Origin of the sequence: Streptomyces diacarni (assembly GCF_003323715.1) — a bacterium.
Taxonomy (GTDB): domain Bacteria; phylum Actinomycetota; class Actinomycetes; order Streptomycetales; family Streptomycetaceae; genus Streptomyces; species Streptomyces diacarni.
The window spans coordinates 56,569-75,738 of sequence record NZ_QOIN01000068.1 but is presented as its reverse complement, the minus strand read 5'-3'; the positions used below and the strand labels follow the sequence as shown (position 1 = coordinate 75,738).

Annotated in this window: 18 protein-coding genes; 14 read left to right on the top strand and 4 right to left on the bottom strand. The window is 72.0% G+C overall.

What is annotated here, in order from left to right; translation table 11 throughout:
* The 3 genes from DTL70_RS31035 to DTL70_RS31025 all read left to right on the top strand — a co-directional run.
* Nucleotides 1–140 (top strand): transposase (locus DTL70_RS31035; RefSeq protein ID WP_147266794.1); only part of this gene is annotated, 140 nt, incomplete at its 5' end.
* 116 nt (nucleotides 141–256) lie between these two features.
* Nucleotides 257–700 carry a hypothetical protein gene (locus DTL70_RS31030; RefSeq protein ID WP_114025343.1) on the top strand — a complete coding sequence of 148 codons (444 nt, stop codon included), beginning with the start codon at nucleotides 257–259 and terminating at the stop codon, nucleotides 698–700.
* An 83-nt stretch (nucleotides 701–783) separates the two neighbouring features.
* Nucleotides 784–2,787 carry a hypothetical protein gene (locus DTL70_RS31025; protein ID WP_114025342.1) on the top strand — a complete coding sequence of 668 codons (2,004 nt, stop codon included), beginning with the start codon at nucleotides 784–786 and terminating at the stop codon, nucleotides 2,785–2,787.
* 63 nt (nucleotides 2,788–2,850) lie between these two features.
* Here the strand turns inward: DTL70_RS31025 and DTL70_RS35240 are convergent, their stop codons facing one another.
* Entirely contained in the window at nucleotides 2,851–3,378 is a 528-nt protein-coding gene (locus tag DTL70_RS35240) for a helix-turn-helix domain-containing protein (RefSeq protein WP_245980154.1), read from the bottom strand.
* Between the two features lie 314 nt (nucleotides 3,379–3,692).
* Here DTL70_RS35240 and DTL70_RS31015 point away from each other — a divergent pair, with 314 nt between their 5' ends.
* Together DTL70_RS31015 and DTL70_RS34655 are read left to right on the top strand one after the other, a co-directional pair.
* Nucleotides 3,693–5,231, top strand: coding sequence for an MFS transporter (locus tag DTL70_RS31015; protein ID WP_245980151.1), 1,539 nt, complete (start codon nucleotides 3,693–3,695; stop codon nucleotides 5,229–5,231).
* A 233-nt stretch (nucleotides 5,232–5,464) separates the two neighbouring features.
* Entirely contained in the window at nucleotides 5,465–5,788 is a 324-nt protein-coding gene (locus tag DTL70_RS34655) for a MarR family winged helix-turn-helix transcriptional regulator (RefSeq protein WP_245980148.1), read from the top strand.
* Nucleotides 5,789–5,923: 135 nt separating this feature from the next.
* Here DTL70_RS34655 and DTL70_RS31005 read toward each other — a convergent pair whose 3' ends face one another.
* Entirely contained in the window at nucleotides 5,924–6,916 is a 993-nt protein-coding gene (locus DTL70_RS31005) for an RNA polymerase sigma factor SigF (protein ID WP_114025338.1), read from the bottom strand.
* 261 nt (nucleotides 6,917–7,177) lie between these two features.
* Here DTL70_RS31005 and DTL70_RS31000 point away from each other — a divergent pair, with 261 nt between their 5' ends.
* The 5 genes from DTL70_RS31000 (at nucleotide 7,178) to DTL70_RS34650 (ending at nucleotide 12,813) form a co-directional block, all read left to right on the top strand.
* Nucleotides 7,178–7,576, top strand: a complete 399-nt coding sequence (locus DTL70_RS31000; protein ID WP_114025337.1) for an STAS domain-containing protein — start codon at nucleotides 7,178–7,180, stop codon at nucleotides 7,574–7,576.
* A gap of 495 nt (nucleotides 7,577–8,071) precedes the next feature.
* Nucleotides 8,072–8,548: an ATP-binding protein gene (locus DTL70_RS30995; RefSeq protein ID WP_114025336.1), complete on the top strand. Its 477-nt coding sequence runs from the start codon at nucleotides 8,072–8,074 to the stop codon at nucleotides 8,546–8,548.
* Nucleotides 8,549–9,152: 604 nt separating this feature from the next.
* Nucleotides 9,153–9,938: an LPXTG cell wall anchor domain-containing protein gene (locus DTL70_RS30990; protein ID WP_114025335.1), complete on the top strand. Its 786-nt coding sequence runs from the start codon at nucleotides 9,153–9,155 to the stop codon at nucleotides 9,936–9,938.
* 500 nt (nucleotides 9,939–10,438) lie between these two features.
* Nucleotides 10,439–11,443: a COG1470 family protein gene (locus tag DTL70_RS30985; RefSeq protein WP_245980145.1), complete on the top strand. Its 1,005-nt coding sequence runs from the start codon at nucleotides 10,439–10,441 to the stop codon at nucleotides 11,441–11,443.
* Complete coding sequence (locus tag DTL70_RS34650; protein ID WP_245980142.1) at nucleotides 11,440–12,813, top strand: neocarzinostatin apoprotein domain-containing protein; 1,374 nt, start codon at nucleotides 11,440–11,442, stop codon at nucleotides 12,811–12,813. The genes DTL70_RS30985 and DTL70_RS34650 overlap by 4 nt, the downstream gene beginning before the upstream one ends.
* A 165-nt stretch (nucleotides 12,814–12,978) precedes the next feature.
* Here the strand turns inward: DTL70_RS34650 and DTL70_RS30975 are convergent, their stop codons facing one another.
* Entirely contained in the window at nucleotides 12,979–14,472 is a 1,494-nt protein-coding gene (locus tag DTL70_RS30975; protein ID WP_114025333.1) for a peptide MFS transporter, read from the bottom strand.
* A gap of 338 nt (nucleotides 14,473–14,810) precedes the next feature.
* Between DTL70_RS30975 and DTL70_RS30970 the strand changes: the two genes are divergently transcribed.
* Both DTL70_RS30970 and DTL70_RS30965 read left to right on the top strand, forming a co-directional pair.
* Nucleotides 14,811–15,491 (top strand): response regulator transcription factor, encoded by a 681-nt coding sequence (locus tag DTL70_RS30970; protein ID WP_181861149.1) that lies wholly within the window; start codon nucleotides 14,811–14,813, stop codon nucleotides 15,489–15,491.
* 117 nt (nucleotides 15,492–15,608) lie between these two features.
* The gene (locus DTL70_RS30965; RefSeq protein ID WP_114025331.1) at nucleotides 15,609–16,898 is read left to right on the top strand and encodes an ATP-binding protein; all 1,290 of its coding nucleotides are present in this window, start codon (nucleotides 15,609–15,611) and stop codon (nucleotides 16,896–16,898) included.
* On the opposite strand, the gene DTL70_RS30960 is transcribed toward DTL70_RS30965, so the two are convergent.
* Nucleotides 16,818–17,585 carry a GtrA family protein gene (locus DTL70_RS30960; RefSeq protein ID WP_245980139.1) on the bottom strand — a complete coding sequence of 256 codons (768 nt, stop codon included), beginning with the start codon at nucleotides 17,583–17,585 and terminating at the stop codon, nucleotides 16,818–16,820. The two genes, DTL70_RS30965 and DTL70_RS30960, sit on opposite strands and share 81 nt — an antisense overlap.
* 62 nt (nucleotides 17,586–17,647) lie before the next feature.
* Here DTL70_RS30960 and DTL70_RS33330 point away from each other — a divergent pair, with 62 nt between their 5' ends.
* Nucleotides 17,648–17,827: a hypothetical protein gene (locus tag DTL70_RS33330; protein ID WP_147266845.1), complete on the top strand. Its 180-nt coding sequence runs from the start codon at nucleotides 17,648–17,650 to the stop codon at nucleotides 17,825–17,827.
* 149 nt (nucleotides 17,828–17,976) lie between these two features.
* Nucleotides 17,977–19,116 carry a 5-(carboxyamino)imidazole ribonucleotide synthase gene (locus tag DTL70_RS30955; RefSeq protein ID WP_245980159.1) on the top strand — a complete coding sequence of 380 codons (1,140 nt, stop codon included), beginning with the start codon at nucleotides 17,977–17,979 and terminating at the stop codon, nucleotides 19,114–19,116.
* Nucleotides 19,117–19,170: the final 54 nt, after the last annotated feature.

Below are 19,170 nucleotides of genomic sequence, written 5' to 3'. Positions count from 1 at the left end.
AGCTCTACAAGCGGCGCAACGTCGTGGAACGGTGCTTCAACCGACTCAAGCAGTGGCGTGGCATCGCGACCCGCTACGACAAGACCGCCGAGTCCTACCAAGCAGCCGTCACCCTCGCCTCGCTCCTGATGTGGGCGTGACATTTGAAGACAACTCCTAGGGGCCGTCCTCACCTGGTGGCTTGATTGCGAGGTCGAGGTGCCGTCCCGGCCAGGTGGCGAGCCGACCGGCTTAGGATCGGAAGGACCGGTGGCCGGTGGCCGGGAGCGCCGGTGGCCGGACAGGCCACTGGGGGGCGGGTGCCGAGGACACCGTCGAGGTGACGGGTACGCACGACGCGCGCCGCGCGTCGCGCGAGGCGGAACAGGGGACGGGGGCGAGGGCGATGGGCGAACACGACGACGCCGGCAAGAAGATGGTGGACAGCCCGCTGCACGCGGACTTGGCGGAGCTGCGCCGTAGCGTGGCCTCCCAGCATGATCACATCGCCACCGCCCTGGACCGGGCGGCACAGGACATGGGCGGCGGCGGGGTCTGGGAGGGCCCGACAGCGAAGACGTTCGCCTCCGAGGTCGGCGGGCGCAAGCGCGAAGTGCACCGGCTGGCCGACGAGATCGTCGAAGCGGTCGACGCGGTGCTGCGGAGCACCCCGGAACAGGTGACGCTCACCCAGGCCCAGGCCTACCGTCGTACGCAGTGACCGGGCCGGCCCCGGACAGACCGTATCGAGCAGAGCGTGGTGCGTGAGCCGTACCGAGTGAGTCGTGTGAGGGGGAGACGACGATGGGTACTCCGCCGCCAGGAGGCGGTCCGGGATCGGGCACGTTCAGCGGGATCGACCCGGCGAGGCTCAAGGGCATGATCGACTCACTGGGCGACGCCGCGCACATCCTCAAGAGCGCGAACGGCTGGAACAGCCGGTTCGCCGAGCACGGCGTGGACACCGGCGGCCTGACCCGCCTGGCGGGCGTCGGCGCCTGGGTGGAGGGGCAGCTTCCCACCCTCAAACGCCGGTTCGACCTGGCGGCCGCCTACGAGCGCAACCACCCGGAACCGGGCCGCAAGATGGTGCAGATCCCGGACGACTTCCGCTCCCTCCAAGAGGCGCAACGCCTCGGAAGGGAGCTGGCCGACCGGATGAACGGCGTCAACCGCACCGACGAGGGGGGCGCACAGGAAATCCACCGGATCGCCGGTGAACTGGCGCGCTACCAGGACGACCCCGAACTCATGGCGGCCTTCTACGCCTCCGTGAACCCCAACTGGCTGTCCACACTGCCGACGTTCATGACCCAGTCGGGCAGCACCACCGCGGGCGGAGACCTCAAGATCTTCAGCCACGCCCTCGCCACGGCGACCAGCGCCACGTTCCTGGCCACACCCGGCTTCGACAAGGTCAACCAGGTGATGCTCCGCCCGTCGGAGCACCCTTCGGACGCCTGGGGCCGCCTCGCACTGATGCAGTACGGGCACTTCCCCACCGCATACCTCAAGACGGCAGCGAAGAACCTCGCGCTGGACCAGTTCGACAAGGACCCGGGGGGTACGGACTGGCGCGGCGGCAACGGCTTCGACGCAGCCAAGTACGGACTCCCGGAGGACAACCTGGCTCTCGCGCTCAACCTGCTCGGCAAGGACGGCGCCGCGGCACGGCAGGTGCTGAACGGCATGCAGCACGGCGACATCAAGAAGACCTACGACCTCTTCCTCGACTACGCCAAGGGCTACGGCACCGGCGACCAGGTCGCTGCGGGGCTGGGCAGGGCCGTCGAGGCGGGCTCGGGGGTGGGGGCCGAGGAGCCGGGCCGTCACAGCCTGGAGGCGTCGCGGTTCGCTTTCACCGCCATGACGCACCTGGGCAGCAAGGGCAAGGACGTCCCCTGGTCGATGAAGGTCTCCATGGCGAACCTGGGCGCTTCCTACCTCCACGAGCTGACCAGCGGGGCCCGGGACGACGACGCGCCCTACCGGCAGTCCGGCATGGGCAGACCGGCCAACTGGACGGACCTGCCGGGGCTCACGCCGTCGTTCTATCTGAGCCCGCAGGACGTCGACGCGTTCTTGTCGACGTTCGCCGGCAGCGACCCGGCGACCGAGGTCTTCGACCGCGCGGCGGGTGCGTTCAGCGATCAGGCGATCAGGGCGGCGGCGCAGCACGACGCGGACGCGGTCAACGCCGGCCTGCCCGACCCCGGCCGGATGACCCGCGTCTCCCGCGCCTTCGGCAAACTGGCCGCGTCCGAGTACCGGGCGCAGGTCACGGCCGGGAAGGACATGGACAAGCAGGAAGCCTCCGTCCGCGGCGTGCTCAAGGACTTGATCTCGCTCGGTCTGGGGGAGGTGCCGTTCGCCTCGAAGACCGGCGAGTACATCTGGAAGGGCGCGCAGTTCGCCTTCGGCAAGTGGGGGCTGGACCCCTGGCAGCAGGGCGACAGTCCGCACGAGAAGGCGGTCACACAGGAGTACGCGAACTACGACCGGATGCAGCGCTTCCGGATGACGCAGTACCTCTACGACTCGGGCTACCCGGTGCAGCCCCCTCCGCCGAAGGCAGCCCTCAACCCCGACGGCACCCTCAAATCCTTCCAGCAACTCCACCAGGAGGCCCAGCAGGAGGGCGGCAAGGATCCCAACGCGGCCTTCCAGCGCAAACTGCAGATGCTCACCGACTGGGCGGACTCCACAGCGGGCCAGGACGACGACAGGTTCGACAACAAGGTCGACGACGCGGCCGAGGCGGCAGGCCGCACCACCGGCGGCAGCACCCCGCCGGCCCCACCCAACTAGAGACGGTCGCCCCCTGTTGCCGCCAGGGAGGCGTCGCCAGCCGCAGGAACTTCTTCCTCCGCCTTACGCGAGCGCGCGCCGGACCCTCTCACCCTGGGGCTGCCCGTTCGGGTGACCTGCGTCGCCGGTCCCGCACCCGCCGGAGGGCACCGGTTGCCGCTCCGGTGCGGCGGGATTGCCCGGCCGCCCGGCCCAGGAGCCCCGCAGCGCACCGGCACGGAAGTCCTGCGGGGGAACGCCGTAGGCCGCGCGGAACGCCCGGGTGAAGTCCGCAGGGCGGGGAAACCCCCAGGTGGCGGCTATCGACTGGATGGTGCGCCCGGCCAGTCGCGGGTCCGCCAGATCGCGGCGTGCGCGCCCCAGACGCTGGCGGCGTACCCACGCGCTGACGGTGCAGCCCCGGCTCTGGAAGAGCCGGTGCAGGCTGCGGGTGGAGATGTGGTGAGCCGCGGCGATGGCGTCGGGGCACAGACCCGGGTCGCCCAGGTGCTGCCAGACGAAGCTCTGGATTTGGACGAAGAGCGCACGGCGATAGGCCGCCGCTTCCCCCGCGCCGCTGGTCACCGTGTGGTCCTTCTGGCAGGTGTGCACGTGTCGTCCCCCGGTCGGTCCGAGCCGTCCTCGCTGTCCCACCGACGGTAGGAAACCGCAGGCCGCGGCACATCCCGTCCTGGTTTCACCTTGCGTGTGGAACCAGGGGTTGAGGTGGTCCCGGCGTCGTCCCGGGGGAGTAGGCCGCGCTCCCGGCCCGCCGACCCCTGGCCTCTGGCTCTGCCCTCCGCTCCCGCCCCGCCCCGGATCCGGGAGGCGTTGTCGGCGACTGGTTGTAGAGTCGAAATCGTTGTAGCCGTACAAGCAATGCGGGGGGCCACTTGACGGGCACGGGCACGGGCACAGACACGGGCATGGACAGGGGCGGGGGTACGGACATGGGCACGGGCGCCGGAGCCCTCACGCGCCGCCGGTACCTCGTCCTGGCGATCTGCTGCATGTCGCTGCTGATCGTCAGTGTCGACACGACAGCGCTCAACGTGGCGCTCCCCGACATCAGAGCGGATCTGCACGCGTCCGTCTCCGGGCTCCAGTGGGTGGTGGACGCCTACACACTCGTGCTCGCGGGCCTGCTGATGCTCGCCGGTTCGACGGCGGACAGACTCGGCCGCCGCCGGGTCTTCCGCTGGGGGCTCGCGCTGTTCGTCCTGGGCTCCCTGCTGTGCAGCCTCGCGCCGGGGCTCGGATGGCTGGTGGCGGCCAGAGCGCTCCAGGCGGTGGGCGGTTCGATGCTCAACCCCGTCGCCATGTCGATCATCACCAACACCTTCACGGAGCCGCGCGAACGCGCCCGCGCGATAGGCGTGTGGGGCGGCGTCGTCGGCATCAGCATGGCGGCGGGCCCCCTGCTGGGCGGACTGCTCGTCCAGGCGAGCGGATGGCAGGCGATCTTCTGGGTCAACGTGCCGGTGGGGCTGGCCGCCATGGTGCTGACGACGCGGTACATCCCCGAGTCCCGCGCCCCGCGGGCCCGCAGGGCGGACCCCGGCGGACAGGCGCTCATGGTCGTGCTGCTGGCAGCCCTCACCTTCGGCATCATCGAGAGTCCGCACCGGGGGCTGCTCTCGCCGCTGGTGTCGGGCTGCGCCGTCGTCGCCCTCCTCGCCCTGGTGGCGCTGCCGCTGTACGAGGCGCGCCGCAGCGAGCCCCTGATCGATCCGCGCTTCTTCCGCAGCGTCCCGTTCGCCGGTGCCACGGCCACCGCGGTGTGCGCGTTCGCCGCGCTGGGCGGCTTCTTGTTCCTGACCTCCCTGTACTTGCAGGAAGTACGCGGTATGAGCGCGCTGCACGCCGGCCTGTGCATGCTGCCCATGGCCGTCATGACGCTCCTGTTCGCGCCGCTCTCCGGCCGCATGGTCGGCAACCGGGGGCCCAGGTTGCCGCTGCTCGCGGCGGGGGCGGGCTTGGTGGCCTGCGGCGTGCTGCTTGCCCGGACGGCCTCCGCCGACCTGCCACTCGGGGTGCTCTTCACCGGCTTCGTCCTCTTCGGCGTGGGCTTCGGGCTGGTCAACGCGCCCATCACCAACGCCGCCGTCTCCGGTATGCCGCGGGCCCAGGCGGGGGTGGCGGCGGCGGTCGCCTCGACGAGCCGCCAGGTCGGCTCCTCCCTGGGCGTGGCCGTGATCGGTGCCGTGATGGCCGGTGCGACGGCGGGCGGCGGGCTGCGTGACGCGGCCGGGTTCCAGGACGCGCAGCGCACCGCCTGGTGGATCATCACGGGCTGCGGCGTGGCGGTCTTCGTCCTCGGCGCGGCGACCACGGGCCGCTGGGCCCGCGGGACGGCACGGCGCGCGGCCCACCTGCTGGAGGAGCCGGCGGACGCCCCGCCCGCACCCGCCTCCCGCCCCGCACCCCATTCGGCCCGAACAGGCGGAAAGGGCACAGCGCAATGAACACAGCACCCTCCGGCGACTCCCGCAACCACAGCGCCCCGCCACCCGCCCCAGCGGTCGCTCCGGTGGCCGATCCGTCGCCTGAGCCGGTGGCGGCTCCGGTGGTTGGCCCGCCGTCCGGCCAGGCGCCCGGGCTTGGCGCCGGGCCGGACGCTGTGCGGGTCTGGCGTGACCTGCGCACTCTCGTGCTCGAAGTGGCCGATGTGCGTACGCGGGTGACCGAGGAGTTGGGCATGAGCTACTTCCGGGCCAAGGCGCTCCGCCACATCGCCACCGAGGGTCCGCTGACGTTGAGCGCGCTGGCGGCGGGCCTGTTCGCGGACGCGCCGCACACCACGCTCACGGTGGAGTACCTGGTGCAGCGCGGTCACGTCACGCGGGAGCCGAATCCGGCCGACCGGCGGTCCAAGCTGGTCGAGGTCACCGAGCAGGGGGCACGGGCAGCGGCCGTGATGGCGCGGGTCTCCGACACGCCGCCCCCCGCTCTGCGCGGCCTCTCGCAGGCGGACCTGACGACGCTCGAACGCATCCTGGACAGTGCGCTGCGCAGGGAGTGACCTCTACGGCGGGGGCCCGGCACGCCGTCGTCCGGCACGGCCGAGGGCCCGGCCGGACTGGTGTGGTCACCGTCCGGCCGGGCCCTCGGCACACGGAGTGAGCCGCACACGCGTCACCGCGTGGGGCGCCCCGCGTCACTCCTCGATCATCAGCCCCTTGCGGAGCTTGCCCAGGGTGCGGGAGAGGAGACGGGAGACGTGCATCTGCGAGATGCCGAGCTCCTCACCGATCTCCGACTGGGTCATGTTCGCCACGAACCGCAGCGAGAGGATCTTGCGGTCGCGCGCCGGGAGCTCGGCGATCAGGGGCTTGAGCGACTCGACGTACTCGATGCCTTCGAGGCCGTGGTCCTCGTAGCCGATGCGGTCGGCCAGAGCGCCCTCGGTGTCGTCCTCCTCGGGCTGCGCGTCCAGCGAGCTGGCGGTGTAGGCGTTGCTCGCCGCCATGCCCTCGACGACGTCCTCGGTGGAGATGTTGAGCCGCTTGGCCAGCTCCTCGACCGTCGGTGCCCGGTCCAGTTTCTGGGCGAGTTCGTCGCCCGCCTTGGCCAGGTCGAGCCGGAGCTCCTGGAGGCGGCGGGGTACGCGTACCGACCAGGACGTGTCGCGGAAGAAGCGTTTGATCTCGCCGACGATGGTCGGCATGGCGAAGGTGGGGAACTCCACGCCGCGGTCGAGCTCGAAGCGGTCGATCGCCTTGATGAGGCCGATGGTGCCGACCTGGACGATGTCCTCCATGGGCTCGCTGCGGGAGCGGAACCTGGAGGCGGCGAACTTCACCAGCGCGAGGTTGAGTTCGACCAGCGTGTTGCGTACGTACGCGTATTCGTGGGTGCCCTCTTCGAGGGTTTCCAGACGCCGGAAGAGCGTCTTGGACAGGGCCCGCGCGTCCAGCGGACCGACCTCGTCATAGGGTGGGATCTCAGGGAGCTGGAACTGCTCGAAGAGGTCGGCTTCGACCGCCTCGGCGATCGCCTCCGGGCTCGCCTGGTCGCCTGTGAGGGCGTCGGTGGGCAGGGGGTGGGTATCCGGCAGCCGGTCCGGGCTGTACTGCTCCGGAACGGCGGGAGCTGTCGCGACCTGCATATCAGCGGGGTCGGATATCCCGTTGTCGAGCCGGGGTGACATGGCTGTCCTCCATGGTTTTCTCGGCATATGGCTGCCGAAGCCGTGACGTGCACTACGGGGTGCGGCGCCTCCAGGGCCGACGTTGGTTCGGTATCCCTACTAGACCTACCTGTTTCCCCACAGCCAGAGCAAGTTCGTTGTGTCTGGTTTTGGTGTGTTCTGTCTAATGTTCGGGTACCGGTAGAGCGGTCGAAGGCGTAGGGTTCGAACCGCTTGACGGGGGAAGCAGTGAAGGCCCTCACGCGATCAGAAGGGGTGTGCATGGACCGCGGGATGCCTGGCAGCACGAGCCAGGGCCGGCTGACGGTCGACCTACGGCACGAGGAAGGCAGTGCCGTGGTGACCCCGGAGGGTGAGCTCGATCACCACACCGCGGAGCTCTTGCGCGAGCCGCTGGAGCGCAGTGTCGACGAGGGGTACAGCCGCCTGGTCGTGGACTGCTCCCGGCTGGAGTTCTGTGACTCGACCGGGTTGAACGTGCTGCTCGGAGCCCGGCTGAAGGCGGAGGCCGAGGGCGGCGCCGTGCACTTGGCGGGGATGCTTCCCGTGGTGGCGCGGGTGTTCGAGATCACGGGAGCCAGCGCGGTCTTCACCGTGCACGACGACCTCGCCTCGGCCCTGCGGCGGCCCTCGGGGGCGTCACAGCAGCCCGACGCGTGACCACCGCGTTACACGCATCACACAGGTCCGGCCGAATCCGTAAGTGTTCTCGCGGTGCGGCCGGGCAGGAGTTCCTGGAATCTGTCAGACATTCGTGTACAGCGCGTCGGCCCGCCGTGTGCGGTGTGTGGTGTGTGGTACGGCGAATCGGAAACCGGTGATCGGTGAGGTGAACCACTGATGAGCACCACCCGGCCGCAACCGGCGGGCGACCGCGGTCCGGAGCCCGAGGGCCCACCGGCGACCGCGGCCCGCGGATGCCGCGCGGCCGGGAGCGCGGAGCCGGATCCGGCGGGGCCGGACTCCGGGGGGAGGGGCGCCGCACTGCCGGGCTCTTCCTGGTCGGACTCCGCTCGGCCGGGGCCCGGTCAGGCGGGGGGCGCCGACGCGCAGGTGCGGGCCGGAACGGATACTGGGCGTGGGCCGACATCCGGAATCACCGATTCCGCGGCTGCTTCCACGTCCGCACCCGAACCCGAAGGGGGGAGTGGCGCCATGGAGACCGCTGCGGAGAGTGCGGGCTCGGCCGCCGCAGGGGCCACACGCCAGGCAGGGCGGCCGATGCGGCAGGTGCGCAGACTGCGGCTCGTCGGCGCCAGCGGCGCCGTACCCAGGGCGCGGGACTTCACCCGCCAGGCACTCCAGGACTGGGGGTGGCTGCCCGCCGCCACCGCCGACCAGCGCGCCGCCGCCGAGGACGTCCTGCTGGTGGTCTCCGAGCTGGTCACCAACGCCTGCCTGCACGCCAGCGGCCCCGAGGAGCTGCGGATCGGTGCCACCGCGAAGGTGCTGCGGCTGGAGATCGTCGACCTCGGCAGCGGGTCCCCCTCGCCGCGGACCCCGCACCGCGCGGGGCGTCCCGGCGGGCACGGCATGTTCATCGTCCAGCGGCTGTGCCTCGACTGGGGCGTGGTGCGCAATCCGGAGGGGCCGGGCAAGACGGTGTGGGCGGAGCTGGCAGCTCCCAACTGACCCGTTGCCCCCTCGGGCGAGCCGCCCGCGCTCTCACGCGAGAAGGGCCGGTGGCCACGGCCTTCCGTTCCGGTGCCGCATCAGGCAACGTCCGCCCTGTCGGCCGCGGCTCATAGCCGGTGGTCGCCGGCGTGACGGTTTCGCCGGGTGAGGGAGAGGCCGGCCAGGGCATCGACGAGGGCCCGGGTCTGGTCCCGCGGCACTGTCTGACCCTCCCACTGGGCCGGGAACCGCGCCGGCGCGGTGATCCGCCCGCCGGCGAAGCGGCGTTGGCCGGCGCGACACCTCAGCTCCGCGGTCGCAGGCCGTCCAACCGCGACAACGTCTCGTCACCGGTCTGGCCGGTGACGAGACGCCAACGGCCCGCTGAGGCTGCTCGCCGGGCTCACCCTGGTCGGCGGCTTCCTCGTTCGGGCACTCACTTGGGCGACCGCCCCTCTCCGGGGCCGCCGGCAGCTGCGGTTGCCGCGGTCGCCGCGTGCCGGCTCGCTTTTCGCCCCGCCCTTGCCGACGCTCTTCCATCGTCAAGGGGGCGGGGTTACTGTCGGCGCCAAATCTGATGTGTCGTCAGTAACTTGCGAGTCCGGATGAAGGGGGAACCCCCGTGTCCCACAGCAAGCAACGCCCCGCCCGAACAGCCGCCGCCGCGGCCGTGGCCACCCTCGTAGCCGGATCAGCCGTACTGCTGAGCGCCCCGGCCGCGAGCGCCACCACCGTGGACGTCGACTACCAGTGCAAGACGCCCATCGGCAACAAGGGCGCTGTCTCGCCCATCGACATCAAGTCGACCAAGAGCGGGAGCGGTTACAAGCTCACCATGTCCTTCGAGAAGGGCGTCTCCTCCAGCCCCGTCGAGCTCGGCAAGGGGGCGATGAACCCCAGCGCCAAGATCAAGCTGGGTGGTGCCGAGACCGGAGACGTCTCGGTGAAGGGCCCGCCCAACGACAAGGCCATCCCCGCCAACTCGCCCATCAAGATCCCGGACCTCTCCGGCACTTACACGCCCAAGAAGAGCGGCAAGGTCACCTTCACCGCCGGGACCCTCACCATCAAGGCGCTGGGCACCACCACCACCTGCGAGCCCAAGAACAACCCCAAGCCCTCGCTCACCCTGGACGTGACCGCCTCGGGTGGCGGCTCCGACGGCGGTTCCGACGGTGGTTCGGGCGGCGGCGACGCGTCCGGCGGCGCGGCCTCCGGTGGTGGCGACGCGGCGAGCGGCGGCGCGGCGAGCGGCGGCAGCCAGTCCGCCTCCGGCGGTGGCGAACTGCCCAAGACGGGCCCCGCCGACTCCGCCGTCGCCCTGGGCACCCTCGGCGGCACCGTTCTGCTCGCCGGGATCGGCGGCACGCTGTGGATCACGCGGCGCAAGGCCGCGGTGCGGCACTGACCGTGCGGGGCCGTGTCGACCCCGCACGGGGTGGGCCGGTTGGCCCGGTGCGGTCCGCCCCGCAGGCGGTCACCCCGGTCCCTGGCGGGCGAGTCAGCGACGACCTCGCCGCCCGCCGTGTGCGGGACCGTACGGGCGTCCGTGGCCGCGTACGGCGCGGGCTCGCCCTTGCGGCGGAAACCGGGGCGTCTACGGAGCGCGGTCCCGAGGCTGCCCGGGGTGCGGCGGGTGCCGAGGAGCGGTTGTCCCGTGCGGTCGGTCCGGAGGGAAGCGGCGGGATGGGGAAGAGGGCCGGGCCGGGGTGGATCGGCCGGATCGAGGGGCTCGGGATGTCGGAGCGTGCTGTGGCACGGGCGAGTGCCATGGGAGCGGCGAGGGCCGAGGGGCGCGGCGGGCGCGCGGCGTGTGGCCGCTCGCGCAGGAGTCCGCTCCGGTGGGGAGCGCGGGCGGGGTCGGGGCTCGTGCTGGCCGTGAGCTGCCTGCTCGGGGGCGGAGCGGCCGTGGCCGCGCCGACGGCCGACGACCCGTCCTGGTCTGCGTCTCCGGTGCCGCCCGAGGGGGCTGCCGCCGACGAGGCCAGGCCGTTCTTCTACCTGGAGGGGCCGCCCGGCACCGTACTGAAGGACACGCTCGCGCTGACCAACGAGAGCGGCGAGCCGCGCACTTTCCGGCTGCGCGCCGCCGACGCGTACAACACCCGTGACGGCGGCTTCGCCGTACGCGACGAAGGGCGCAGCGAGGGAGCGGGGGAGTGGCTCGACCTCGCGGAGGACACCGTCGAGGTGCCGCCGCGCACGCGCGCGGAAGTCCCGTTGCGCGTGACCGTGCCCGACAGCGCCGTGCCCGGCGACCATCCCGCCGCCGTCGTCGTCAGCGACGGCGAGCGCGATGCGGGCGTCCGCCTGCACCTGCGGGTGAGCGGTCCTTCCCTGGCCGCGCTGAGCGTGGAGGACGTCTCCGTCCACGAGCGGGCCGACGGCTCGGCGGCGCTCACCTACACGCTGGTCAACCGCGGGAACACCGCGTTGCGCCCGCGTCTGGCGTTCCGCGCCGACGGACTGTTCGGGCAGTTGACGCGCCGCGCGGCGCGTCAACTGCCTCTCGAACTGCTGCCGGGACAGCGCGTCACCCGGCACGAACGGTGGCCGGACCCGCCCGCTGCCGACCTGGCCCACGTGCGGGTCACGGTCACGGCGGGCGGCGGTGCCCGCGATCAGTCCACGGCCTCCTACACCGCTGTTCCCTGGGGCTGGGGCGGCGGGGTGCTGCTGGTGGCCGTGGCGGGCGGCGCGGGCTGGTACCTGCGAGGCAGGCGGCGGGGGAACGGCCCCGGACGGGCGGGGGCCACGAAAGCGCAGGGGGACGGCACCCGGCACGAGGGAGCAGACGGTGTCCCGGCGGGCGCCGCCGGGACTTCCGGTGACGCGCCCGTCGGTGTGCGTGGGGGCGGCTCCAAGGACGAAGGCAGCGGCGGGCAGCACGAGTTGACGGGAGCGGCGACGTGAGGACGAGCAGCATCCGCAACGGCACGCCGGGCCGCGCCGGAAGAGCCGCGCTTCTGGTCGCGGTCCTGGCGTGTTTCGCCCTTCCCTCCCTGACGCATGCTTCGGCGACGCCTGCTTCGGCCCAGGCCGCCACCGACAAGAACAAGGACGAGGACAAGGACAAGGACAAGGACAAGCCGGAGATCGCCCTCTCCAGGGACGAGGCCGGCGCCGGGGCGACCGTCACGGTGCGGGGGACCGGGTGGCGGCCCGACACCCTGCTCACGCTGCTGCTGTGCGGGCAGAACGCGATCGGCGGCACGAACGCGTGCGCCAACGCGGAGGGGCAGGCCGTCACCACCGACGGCAGCGGCCGCTTCAGCAAGAAGCTCCCCGTCGCCGAACCGCCCGAAGCGTGTCCGTGCGTCGTACGGGCAGCGACGGTGACGGGCGAGTACGCGGCGGCGGACGCGGCCTTCGAGGTCGCGGGCCACCCCGTCGAACCGCTGCCGGAGCGGCGTACCGGTGGGCGGCTGGCCGTTCTGGCGGCGCGGCTGGAGGGGGAGGGCGGGCTGCTCAACTGGTTCGGCGCCCCGCAGGAACGCACGCTGGTGCTGACGGTCGGCAACCTGGGTTCCGACCGTGCCAGGGACCCGGTCTTCGAGGTGGGCACCTCGCACGGCGTTCTGGCCCCGGAGTGGGAGCGCCAGCAGTGGCGCGGCACCGTCGACCCGGGCGAGAAGGCGCGCGTCGAGCTGCCCGTCGAGCTGGCCTCCGGCGCTCACGGCAAGTACACGGTCGCCGCCAAGCTGGACCGCCGTGTCCTGACCGAGCAGCCCTGGGAGGTCGGACGGCCCTGGGGCGTGACCCTGTTCTGGGTGCTGCTGTGCGTGGTCGTTCCCGCGGTGGTGTTCAGGATGGGCATGCTGCTCGTCGACCGGCTGCGCCCGCGCGGCCCCGACGACCCGGCCGCCGCCCCGACCGGACCGTCCCGCGGGCGGCGCCGCCGGACCGGACGAGTGGGCGGCCGGGCCCGGTGGCCTGCCGGCGGCCCGGAGCCGCCCCCGGACGCCCAGCCCTCACCCGAAAGGGAACCGTCCGCCGACGCCGGCCCACCCGCCGGGGCGGACGCCGAGGCGGACGCGCCGACCCCCGCGACGCGTGCCCGTATGACGCGCCGGGGTTCCGGGACCCGTCTGCGGGACCGGCTCCGTGCCGGCGCTGCCCTGCGCGCGGAACCCGAGCACGCTCCGCGCCCCGCGGGTGCGGAAGGGCGCGGCAGGCCCTGGTTCGCTCCGGACTTGGCCGCCCGGCCCCGCCCCCGGGAGGAGCGAGCGCCCGAGCCGGGCGAGTCCGGGGAGCCGGGGGAGCGCCGGGGCGGCGCCGGCTGAGCCGTCCGTGGCCCCGCCGGCGCGCGGCGACGGTTTTGGCTACGGACGGTGAGCAGGCTTGGGTCGCACGACCGCGAGCACGACCGCGAACACGACCGCGAACACGACCGCGCCCTCCCGCCAGGAGGCGGGAGGGCGCGGTCGTGCGGGGCAAGGGGTGCCGGGCTACTTCACGGAGCCCAGCAGGGGCCGCATCTTGTTGCGGGCGGCGAGGAACGCGACGCCCGCCAGCGCGGCGATGATCCCCTGGACGGCGAAGCCGGTCGTCCCGCTGGCCCCGTCGCCCACGATGAGCTTGACGATCGCGAAGACGCAGTCACCCGCGGTGACGGCCAGGAACCAGACGCCCATGAGCTGGCTGGCGTACTTGGCCGGGGCCAGCTTCGTGGTGACGGAGAGGCCGACGGGGGACAGGCACAGCTCGGCGACGGTCTGGATCAGGTAGACCATGATCAGCCACATGGGGCTGACCTGGACACCACCGGAGGCGGCGCCCATGGCCAGCATCATCAGGCCGAAGGAGGCGCCGATGCCGATCAGGCCGATGGAGAACTTGGTGGTGGTGGACGGGTTCCGCTGGCCGAGCTTGACCCAGAGGGCGGCCAGGACCGGCGCGAGGATCATCACCCACAGGGAGTTGATCGACTGGAACCAGCTCGTGGGGAAGGTGATGCCCAGGAGGCTCTTGGAGGTGTTCTCCTCGGCGAACAGGTTCAGCGTGGAGCCCGCCTGGTCGAAGATCATCCAGAAGATGGCCGCCGCGATGAAGAACCAGATGTACGCGGTGAGCTTCGACTTCTCCTCGCCGGTGACCTCGCGGTCGCGCCGCATCCGGGTGAACAGGTACGTCGGCAGCAGCAGGCCGAGGATGCTGACCGGCCACAGGACCCAGTCGATGGTGAACAGGTCGGCGAAGACGATGACGGCGTAGAAGGCCGCCAGCACCACGACGGTGAGCACCAGGTTGCGGATGGCCCTGGAGCGTTCCGGGGCGGTCAGCGGGTTCGGGATCGCGCTGGACTCGGCGGCCAGGTGCCGGCTTCCGTACAGGAACTGGATCAGGCCGAGGCCCATGCCGACGGCGGCCAGGCCGAAGCCCAGGTGCCAGCTGACCTTCTCGCCGGCCCAGCCGATGAGCAGCGGCGCGGAGAAGCCACCGACGTTGATGCCCATGTAGAAGACGGTGAAGCCGCCGTCCCTGCGCGGGTCCTCGGGGCCCTTGTAGAGGTGGCCGACCATCGTGGAGATGTTGGCCTTGAGCAGCCCGGAGCCGACACCGATGAAGACGAGGCCGACGAAGAAGAGGGCGTTGACGCCGACGGCCAGCAGGGCGTGCCCGACCATGATGACGCCCGCGGAGATGGCGACCGTCTTGCGCGGCCCCCATACCCGGTCTCCGAGCCAGCCGCCCGGCATCGACATCAGGTAGACCGTGGCGTTGTACACGGAGTAGAGCGCCACCGCCGTGGACGCGGCCATGCCCATGCCGCCCTCGGAGGCGGCAGCCGTGAGGTAGAGCACCAGCAGGGCACGCATGCCGTAGAAGCTGAAGCGCTCCCACATTTCGGTCATGAACAGAGTGGCCAGGCCTCGTGGGTGGCCGAAGAAGGTCTTGCCGCCGGTGTTGCCGGCCGCGTCCTTCGTGAGACTGGACGCCATGTGGGGATTCCTCGGTGTCGGGACGCGCAGGCCACGATGGTGGGGCAGCGCGCCCGGGATGGGGGGTTGACCGCGGTCGGGAACCGCAGCTCGCACAGCTACGGGGCCACGGGATGTCGGGAGGAACACGGGCCCCTGTCGGTCACGACAATTCTCCTCACCATAAGTCACCGTCTCGGGGTGCGGGGAAGGGCTTGTGACGTAGATCGCAGGTGAAACGTGGAACCCTGAGCCGCATTCGATGGTGACGTGTTCACTTCACCTGGAGATCGACAGTGCGCCCTGGGGGAGCGCACCGCGTGCCCCTTACGCTCGGCCACGCGGACTACCATCGGTGCATGACCCGTGTACTGCTCGCCGAGGATGACGCATCGATCTCGGAGCCCCTGGCCCGCGCCCTGCGCAGGGAGGGATACGAGGTCGAGGTGCGCGAGGACGGTCCCACCGCGCTCGACGCGGGGCTGCGCGAGGGCATCGATCTCGTCGTGCTGGACCTGGGCCTGCCGGGGATGGACGGGCTGGAGGTGTGCCGCAGGCTGCGCAACGAGGGCCACACCTTCCCGGTCCTCGTCCTGACCGCACGCGCGGACGAGGTGGACACGGTCGTGGGCCTCGACGCGGGCGCGGACGACTACGTGACCAAACCCTTCCGGCTCGCCGAACTGCTGGCACGGGTCAGGGCGCTGCTGCGCCGCGGCACCCCCGCCGAGCCGGCCCAGCCCCCGGCCACCCACGGGGTGCGGATCGACGCCGAGTCGCACCGCGCCTGGATGGGCGAGGAGGAGCTCCAGCTCACCGCCAAGGAGTTCGACCTGCTGCGGGTGCTGGTGCGCGACGCGGGCCGGGTCGTCACCCGTGACCAGCTGATGCGCGAGGTGTGGGACACCACCTGGTGGTCGTCGACGAAGACCCTCGACATGCACATCTCCTGGCTGCGCAAGAAGCTCGGCGACGACGCGGCGAACCCCCGCTACATCGCCACGGTGCGCGGGGTCGGTTTCCGCTTCGAGAAGAGCTAGGCCCTGGGAAACCGGGGGAGAGTCAGAGCACCCGGAAAGTGTCGGACCGCCGGGAAGTCCCGGCGGTCCGGGGTGAGTTCCGGGTGAACCGGGAAGAGTGAGGAAAGAAGCCAGCACGTGCGCCGTCGGCTCATCATGTCCACGCTCGCCGTCGTCCTCGTCGTCGTCGCGGTCTTCGGCATCTCGCTCGTCATCGTCGAGTCCCGCACCATCGAGAGCAGCACCCGGGACAGCGTGCGCGCCGAGGCCTCCCGGCTGGTCTCCACGGTGGAGAGCCGGCTGGTCGCGGGGGAGCGGGTGACGAAGGCGTCGATCGGCGTCACGGCGTCCAAGGACCGCTACGTCCGCTACATCCGCGTCGACATGCCGGGCGACCGCAAGGCCATCGAGGTCGGTGAGCGGCCCGAGGGCGAGGTCGTCGAGTCGAGACAGACGGGCGCGCACGGGGAACGCGTGACCGTGCAGGCGTCGCGGGCCGCGGTCCGCGCGGAGGTGGGCCGCACACTGCTGATCATCCTGGCGGTGGCGCTCCTCGCGGTGATCGCCGCCGCCGCGCTCGCGGTACGGCAGGCGCACCGGCTCGCGGCCCCGCTGACGGACCTGGCCGAGACGGCCGAGCGGCTCGGCTCGGGTGACCCGCGCCCGCGGCACCGCCGCTACCAGGTGCCCGAGCTGGACCGGGTCGCCGACGTGCTGGACGCCAGCGCGGACCGGATCGGCCGGATGCTGACCGCCGAGCGGCGGCTGGCCGCCGACGCCTCCCACCAGCTGCGGACGCCGCTGACGGCGCTCTCCATGCGGCTGGAGGAGATCATCGCCACCTCCGAGGGGGCGACCCCCGAGGACCGGGCCGTCGTCCAGGAGGAGGCCACCATCGCGCTCGCCCAGGTCGAACGGCTCACGGACGTGGTGCAGCGGCTGCTGACCAACTCGCGCGATCCGCGTACGGGCTCGGCCGTCAGCTTCGATCTGGACGAGGTCGTCAAACAGCAGATCGAGGAGTGGAAGCCCGCCTACCGCAGCGCGGGGCGGGCCATCGTGCACTCGGGGAAGACCGGGATGCGGGCGGTCGGCACCCCCGGCGCGGTCGCGCAGGTGCTGGCGACGCTGATCGAGAACTCGCTGATGCACGGGGACGGCACCGTGGCGCTGCGGATCCGCGTCACGGGCAACCAGGTGGTGGTGGAGGTCACGGACGAGGGGCCAGGGGTGGACGAGGCGCTGGGCTCGCGGGTGTTCGAGCGCACGGTCAGCGGTCACAACTCCACCGGGCTCGGTCTGGCCGTCGCCCGGGACCTCGCGGAGGCGGACGGGGGACGGCTGGAGCTACTTCAGCAGCTTCCGCCGGTCTTCGCGCTGTTCCTCAGCCGCGAGGCCACCGACCTCGACGCCCCGGACGTCGCGTGAGCCGGACGCCGCGGGGGCGTTCCTGGCGCGGGTGAGCCGGACACCGCCGGAGGCGGGCGAGGCGGGCGCTGTGCCCGAGACGGACGCGGCGGAGGCGCCGGACGCCGCTTCCCCGGCCCTGTTGTCGGTGCTTCCGGCCGCGGACCCGCCCCGGCTCTGGGCCGGGGTCCTGTGCAGGGCCGCCGCCTCGGACTCGGCTCTGGCCGGCTCCTCGTCGTCGGCTTCGTCCCCGGCGCCTTCCCCGGCCTCGGAGCCGCTGCCCGCCTGCTGGGCGCCGACCCGGAAGACCCAGGTCCGGTAGGCCCAGAAGCGGAAGACGGTGCCGATGGCGAGTCCGATGACGTTCTTGGAGATGTTGTCCGCGAGCGGCGAGGTGTAGCCGAAGCCGTAGTGGGAGAGGGCGAGGATGCCGTTCTCCAGGACGAGGCCGATACCGCTGAAGAAGAAGAACAGCACCGTCTCGCGGTGGATCTGGTTCTTGTCGATGTGCCGGTAGGTCCAGTACCGGTTGCCCAGGTAGTTGGTGCCGATGGCCACGACCTGGGAGACGACGCCCGAGCGGATGGGGGCGAGCTGGAACGTGTGGATGCACAGGTTGAAGATCGCGACGTTCACGAGAAAGCCCAGCGCGCCGACGGCGCCGAACTTGGCCAGTTCGCGCACGAGTCGTTCCAGTCTCGGGCGCACAGAGCGCCATTCACCCATAGTGATGCTTCGGCCCCGTTTCGGTCGGCGTCAGAGGCTGCCCCATGCTAACCAGCCACCAGTTCGCCTCGTGGGGCGATTGGCGCAGCCCGCGGTCCTCGGCTGGGCGCGCCATCGTCTCACCGGTGGCGCGCCGCCGCACACCGGAGCGGTCCGCTCCGCTGCGGGCCGGCGCCCCGGCGCAGGTCAGCAGCCGCCTGCGCGGGCCGCTCCACCAGCTGTGAGACGACGTGGCTTGTTTCATACGGCACACCCCAGCACCCCCGACAACCCCAGCGGCCCCAGCGGCCCGGCGGCCCGTGGTGGGAAGGGGCGGAAGGGTGGCCGTCCCGCGCCCCGTACCCTGGGGACCGTGACGTTCCCGGTAGTCGGCATGGTCGGCGGGGGCCAGCTCGCTCGTATGACCCACGAGGCGGGCATCCCGCTCGGCATCAAATTCAAGCTCCTTTCCGATACGGCCCAGGACTCGGCCGCACAGGTCGCCGGCGAAGTCGTCGTCGGCGACTACCGCGACCTGGGCACGCTGCGCCGCTTCGCGCAGGGGTGCGACGTGATCACCTTCGATCACGAGCACGTGCCCACCGAGCACCTGCGCGCCCTGGAGGCGGACGGCATCCCGGTGCGTCCCGGGCCCGACGCGCTCCTGCACGCGCAGGACAAGGGCGTGATGCGCGCCCGCCTGAGCGAGCTGGGCGTCCCCGCGCCGCGCAACCGCCTCGTGAGCGATCCGGACGACGTGGCCGCGTTCGCGCGCGAGGGCGCCACGGGCGGAGCCGACGGCTTCCCCGTCGTCCTCAAGACCGTGCGCGGCGGCTACGACGGCAAGGGCGTGTGGGTCGTGCGCGGCGCCGACGACCCGAACGCGAGTGAACCCTTCAAGGCGGGTGTCGGCGTCCTCGCCGAGGAGAAGGTCGACTTCGCGCGGGAGCTGGCGGCCAACGTCGTGCGGTCCCCGCACGGGCAGGCCGTCGCCTACCCCGTCGTCGAGTCGATCCAGGTGGACGGCGTGTGCGACACCGTGATCGCCCCCGCGCCCGGCCTCGACCCGGACACTTCCGTGCGCGCCCAGGAGCTGGCGCTGCGCATCGCGCACGAGCTGGGCGTCGTCGGCCATCTCGCCGTCGAGCTGTTCGAGACCGCGGACGGTGAGGTGCTCGTCAACGAACTCGCCATGCGCCCGCACAACTCCGGCCACTGGACCCAGGACGGCGCGGTCACCTCGCAGTTCGCCAACCACGTGCGCGCCGTCCTCGACCTGCCGCTGGGCGACCCGCGCTGCCGCGCCCCGTGGACGGTGATGGCCAACGTGCTCGGCGGCGACTACCCCGACATGTACCCCGCCTACCTGCACTGCATGGCCAGGGACCCCCAGCTGAAGATCCACATGTACGGCAAGGACGTGAAGCCGGGACGCAAGGTGGGTCACGTCAACGTCTACGGGGACGCCCTCGCCGACGTGCGGGAGCGGGCCGCGCACGCCGCCGGGTATCTGCGGGGCACCATCACCGAGTGAGCGCGCCCCGGCCGCCGGAGCCGGCCGTCCCACCCAGGAACCTAGGAGCCGTAT

Coding starts and splice junctions, on each gene's coding strand:
- DTL70_RS31025 (WP_114025342.1), top strand. CDS start 784: ATGGGTACTCCGCCGCCAGGAGGCGGTCCGGGATCGGGCACGTTCAGC.
- DTL70_RS31015 (WP_245980151.1), top strand. CDS start 3,693: ATGGACAGGGGCGGGGGTACGGACATGGGCACGGGCGCCGGAGCCCTC.
- DTL70_RS34655 (WP_245980148.1), top strand. CDS start 5,465: ATGAGCTACTTCCGGGCCAAGGCGCTCCGCCACATCGCCACCGAGGGT.
- DTL70_RS31005 (WP_114025338.1), bottom strand. CDS start 6,916: ATGTCACCCCGGCTCGACAACGGGATATCCGACCCCGCTGATATGCAG.
- DTL70_RS31000 (WP_114025337.1), top strand. CDS start 7,178: ATGGACCGCGGGATGCCTGGCAGCACGAGCCAGGGCCGGCTGACGGTC.
- DTL70_RS30995 (WP_114025336.1), top strand. CDS start 8,072: ATGGAGACCGCTGCGGAGAGTGCGGGCTCGGCCGCCGCAGGGGCCACA.
- DTL70_RS30975 (WP_114025333.1), bottom strand. CDS start 14,472: ATGGCGTCCAGTCTCACGAAGGACGCGGCCGGCAACACCGGCGGCAAG.
- DTL70_RS30970 (WP_181861149.1), top strand. CDS start 14,811: ATGACCCGTGTACTGCTCGCCGAGGATGACGCATCGATCTCGGAGCCC.
- DTL70_RS33330 (WP_147266845.1), top strand. CDS start 17,648: ATGCTAACCAGCCACCAGTTCGCCTCGTGGGGCGATTGGCGCAGCCCG.
- DTL70_RS30955 (WP_245980159.1), top strand. CDS start 17,977: ATGGTCGGCGGGGGCCAGCTCGCTCGTATGACCCACGAGGCGGGCATC.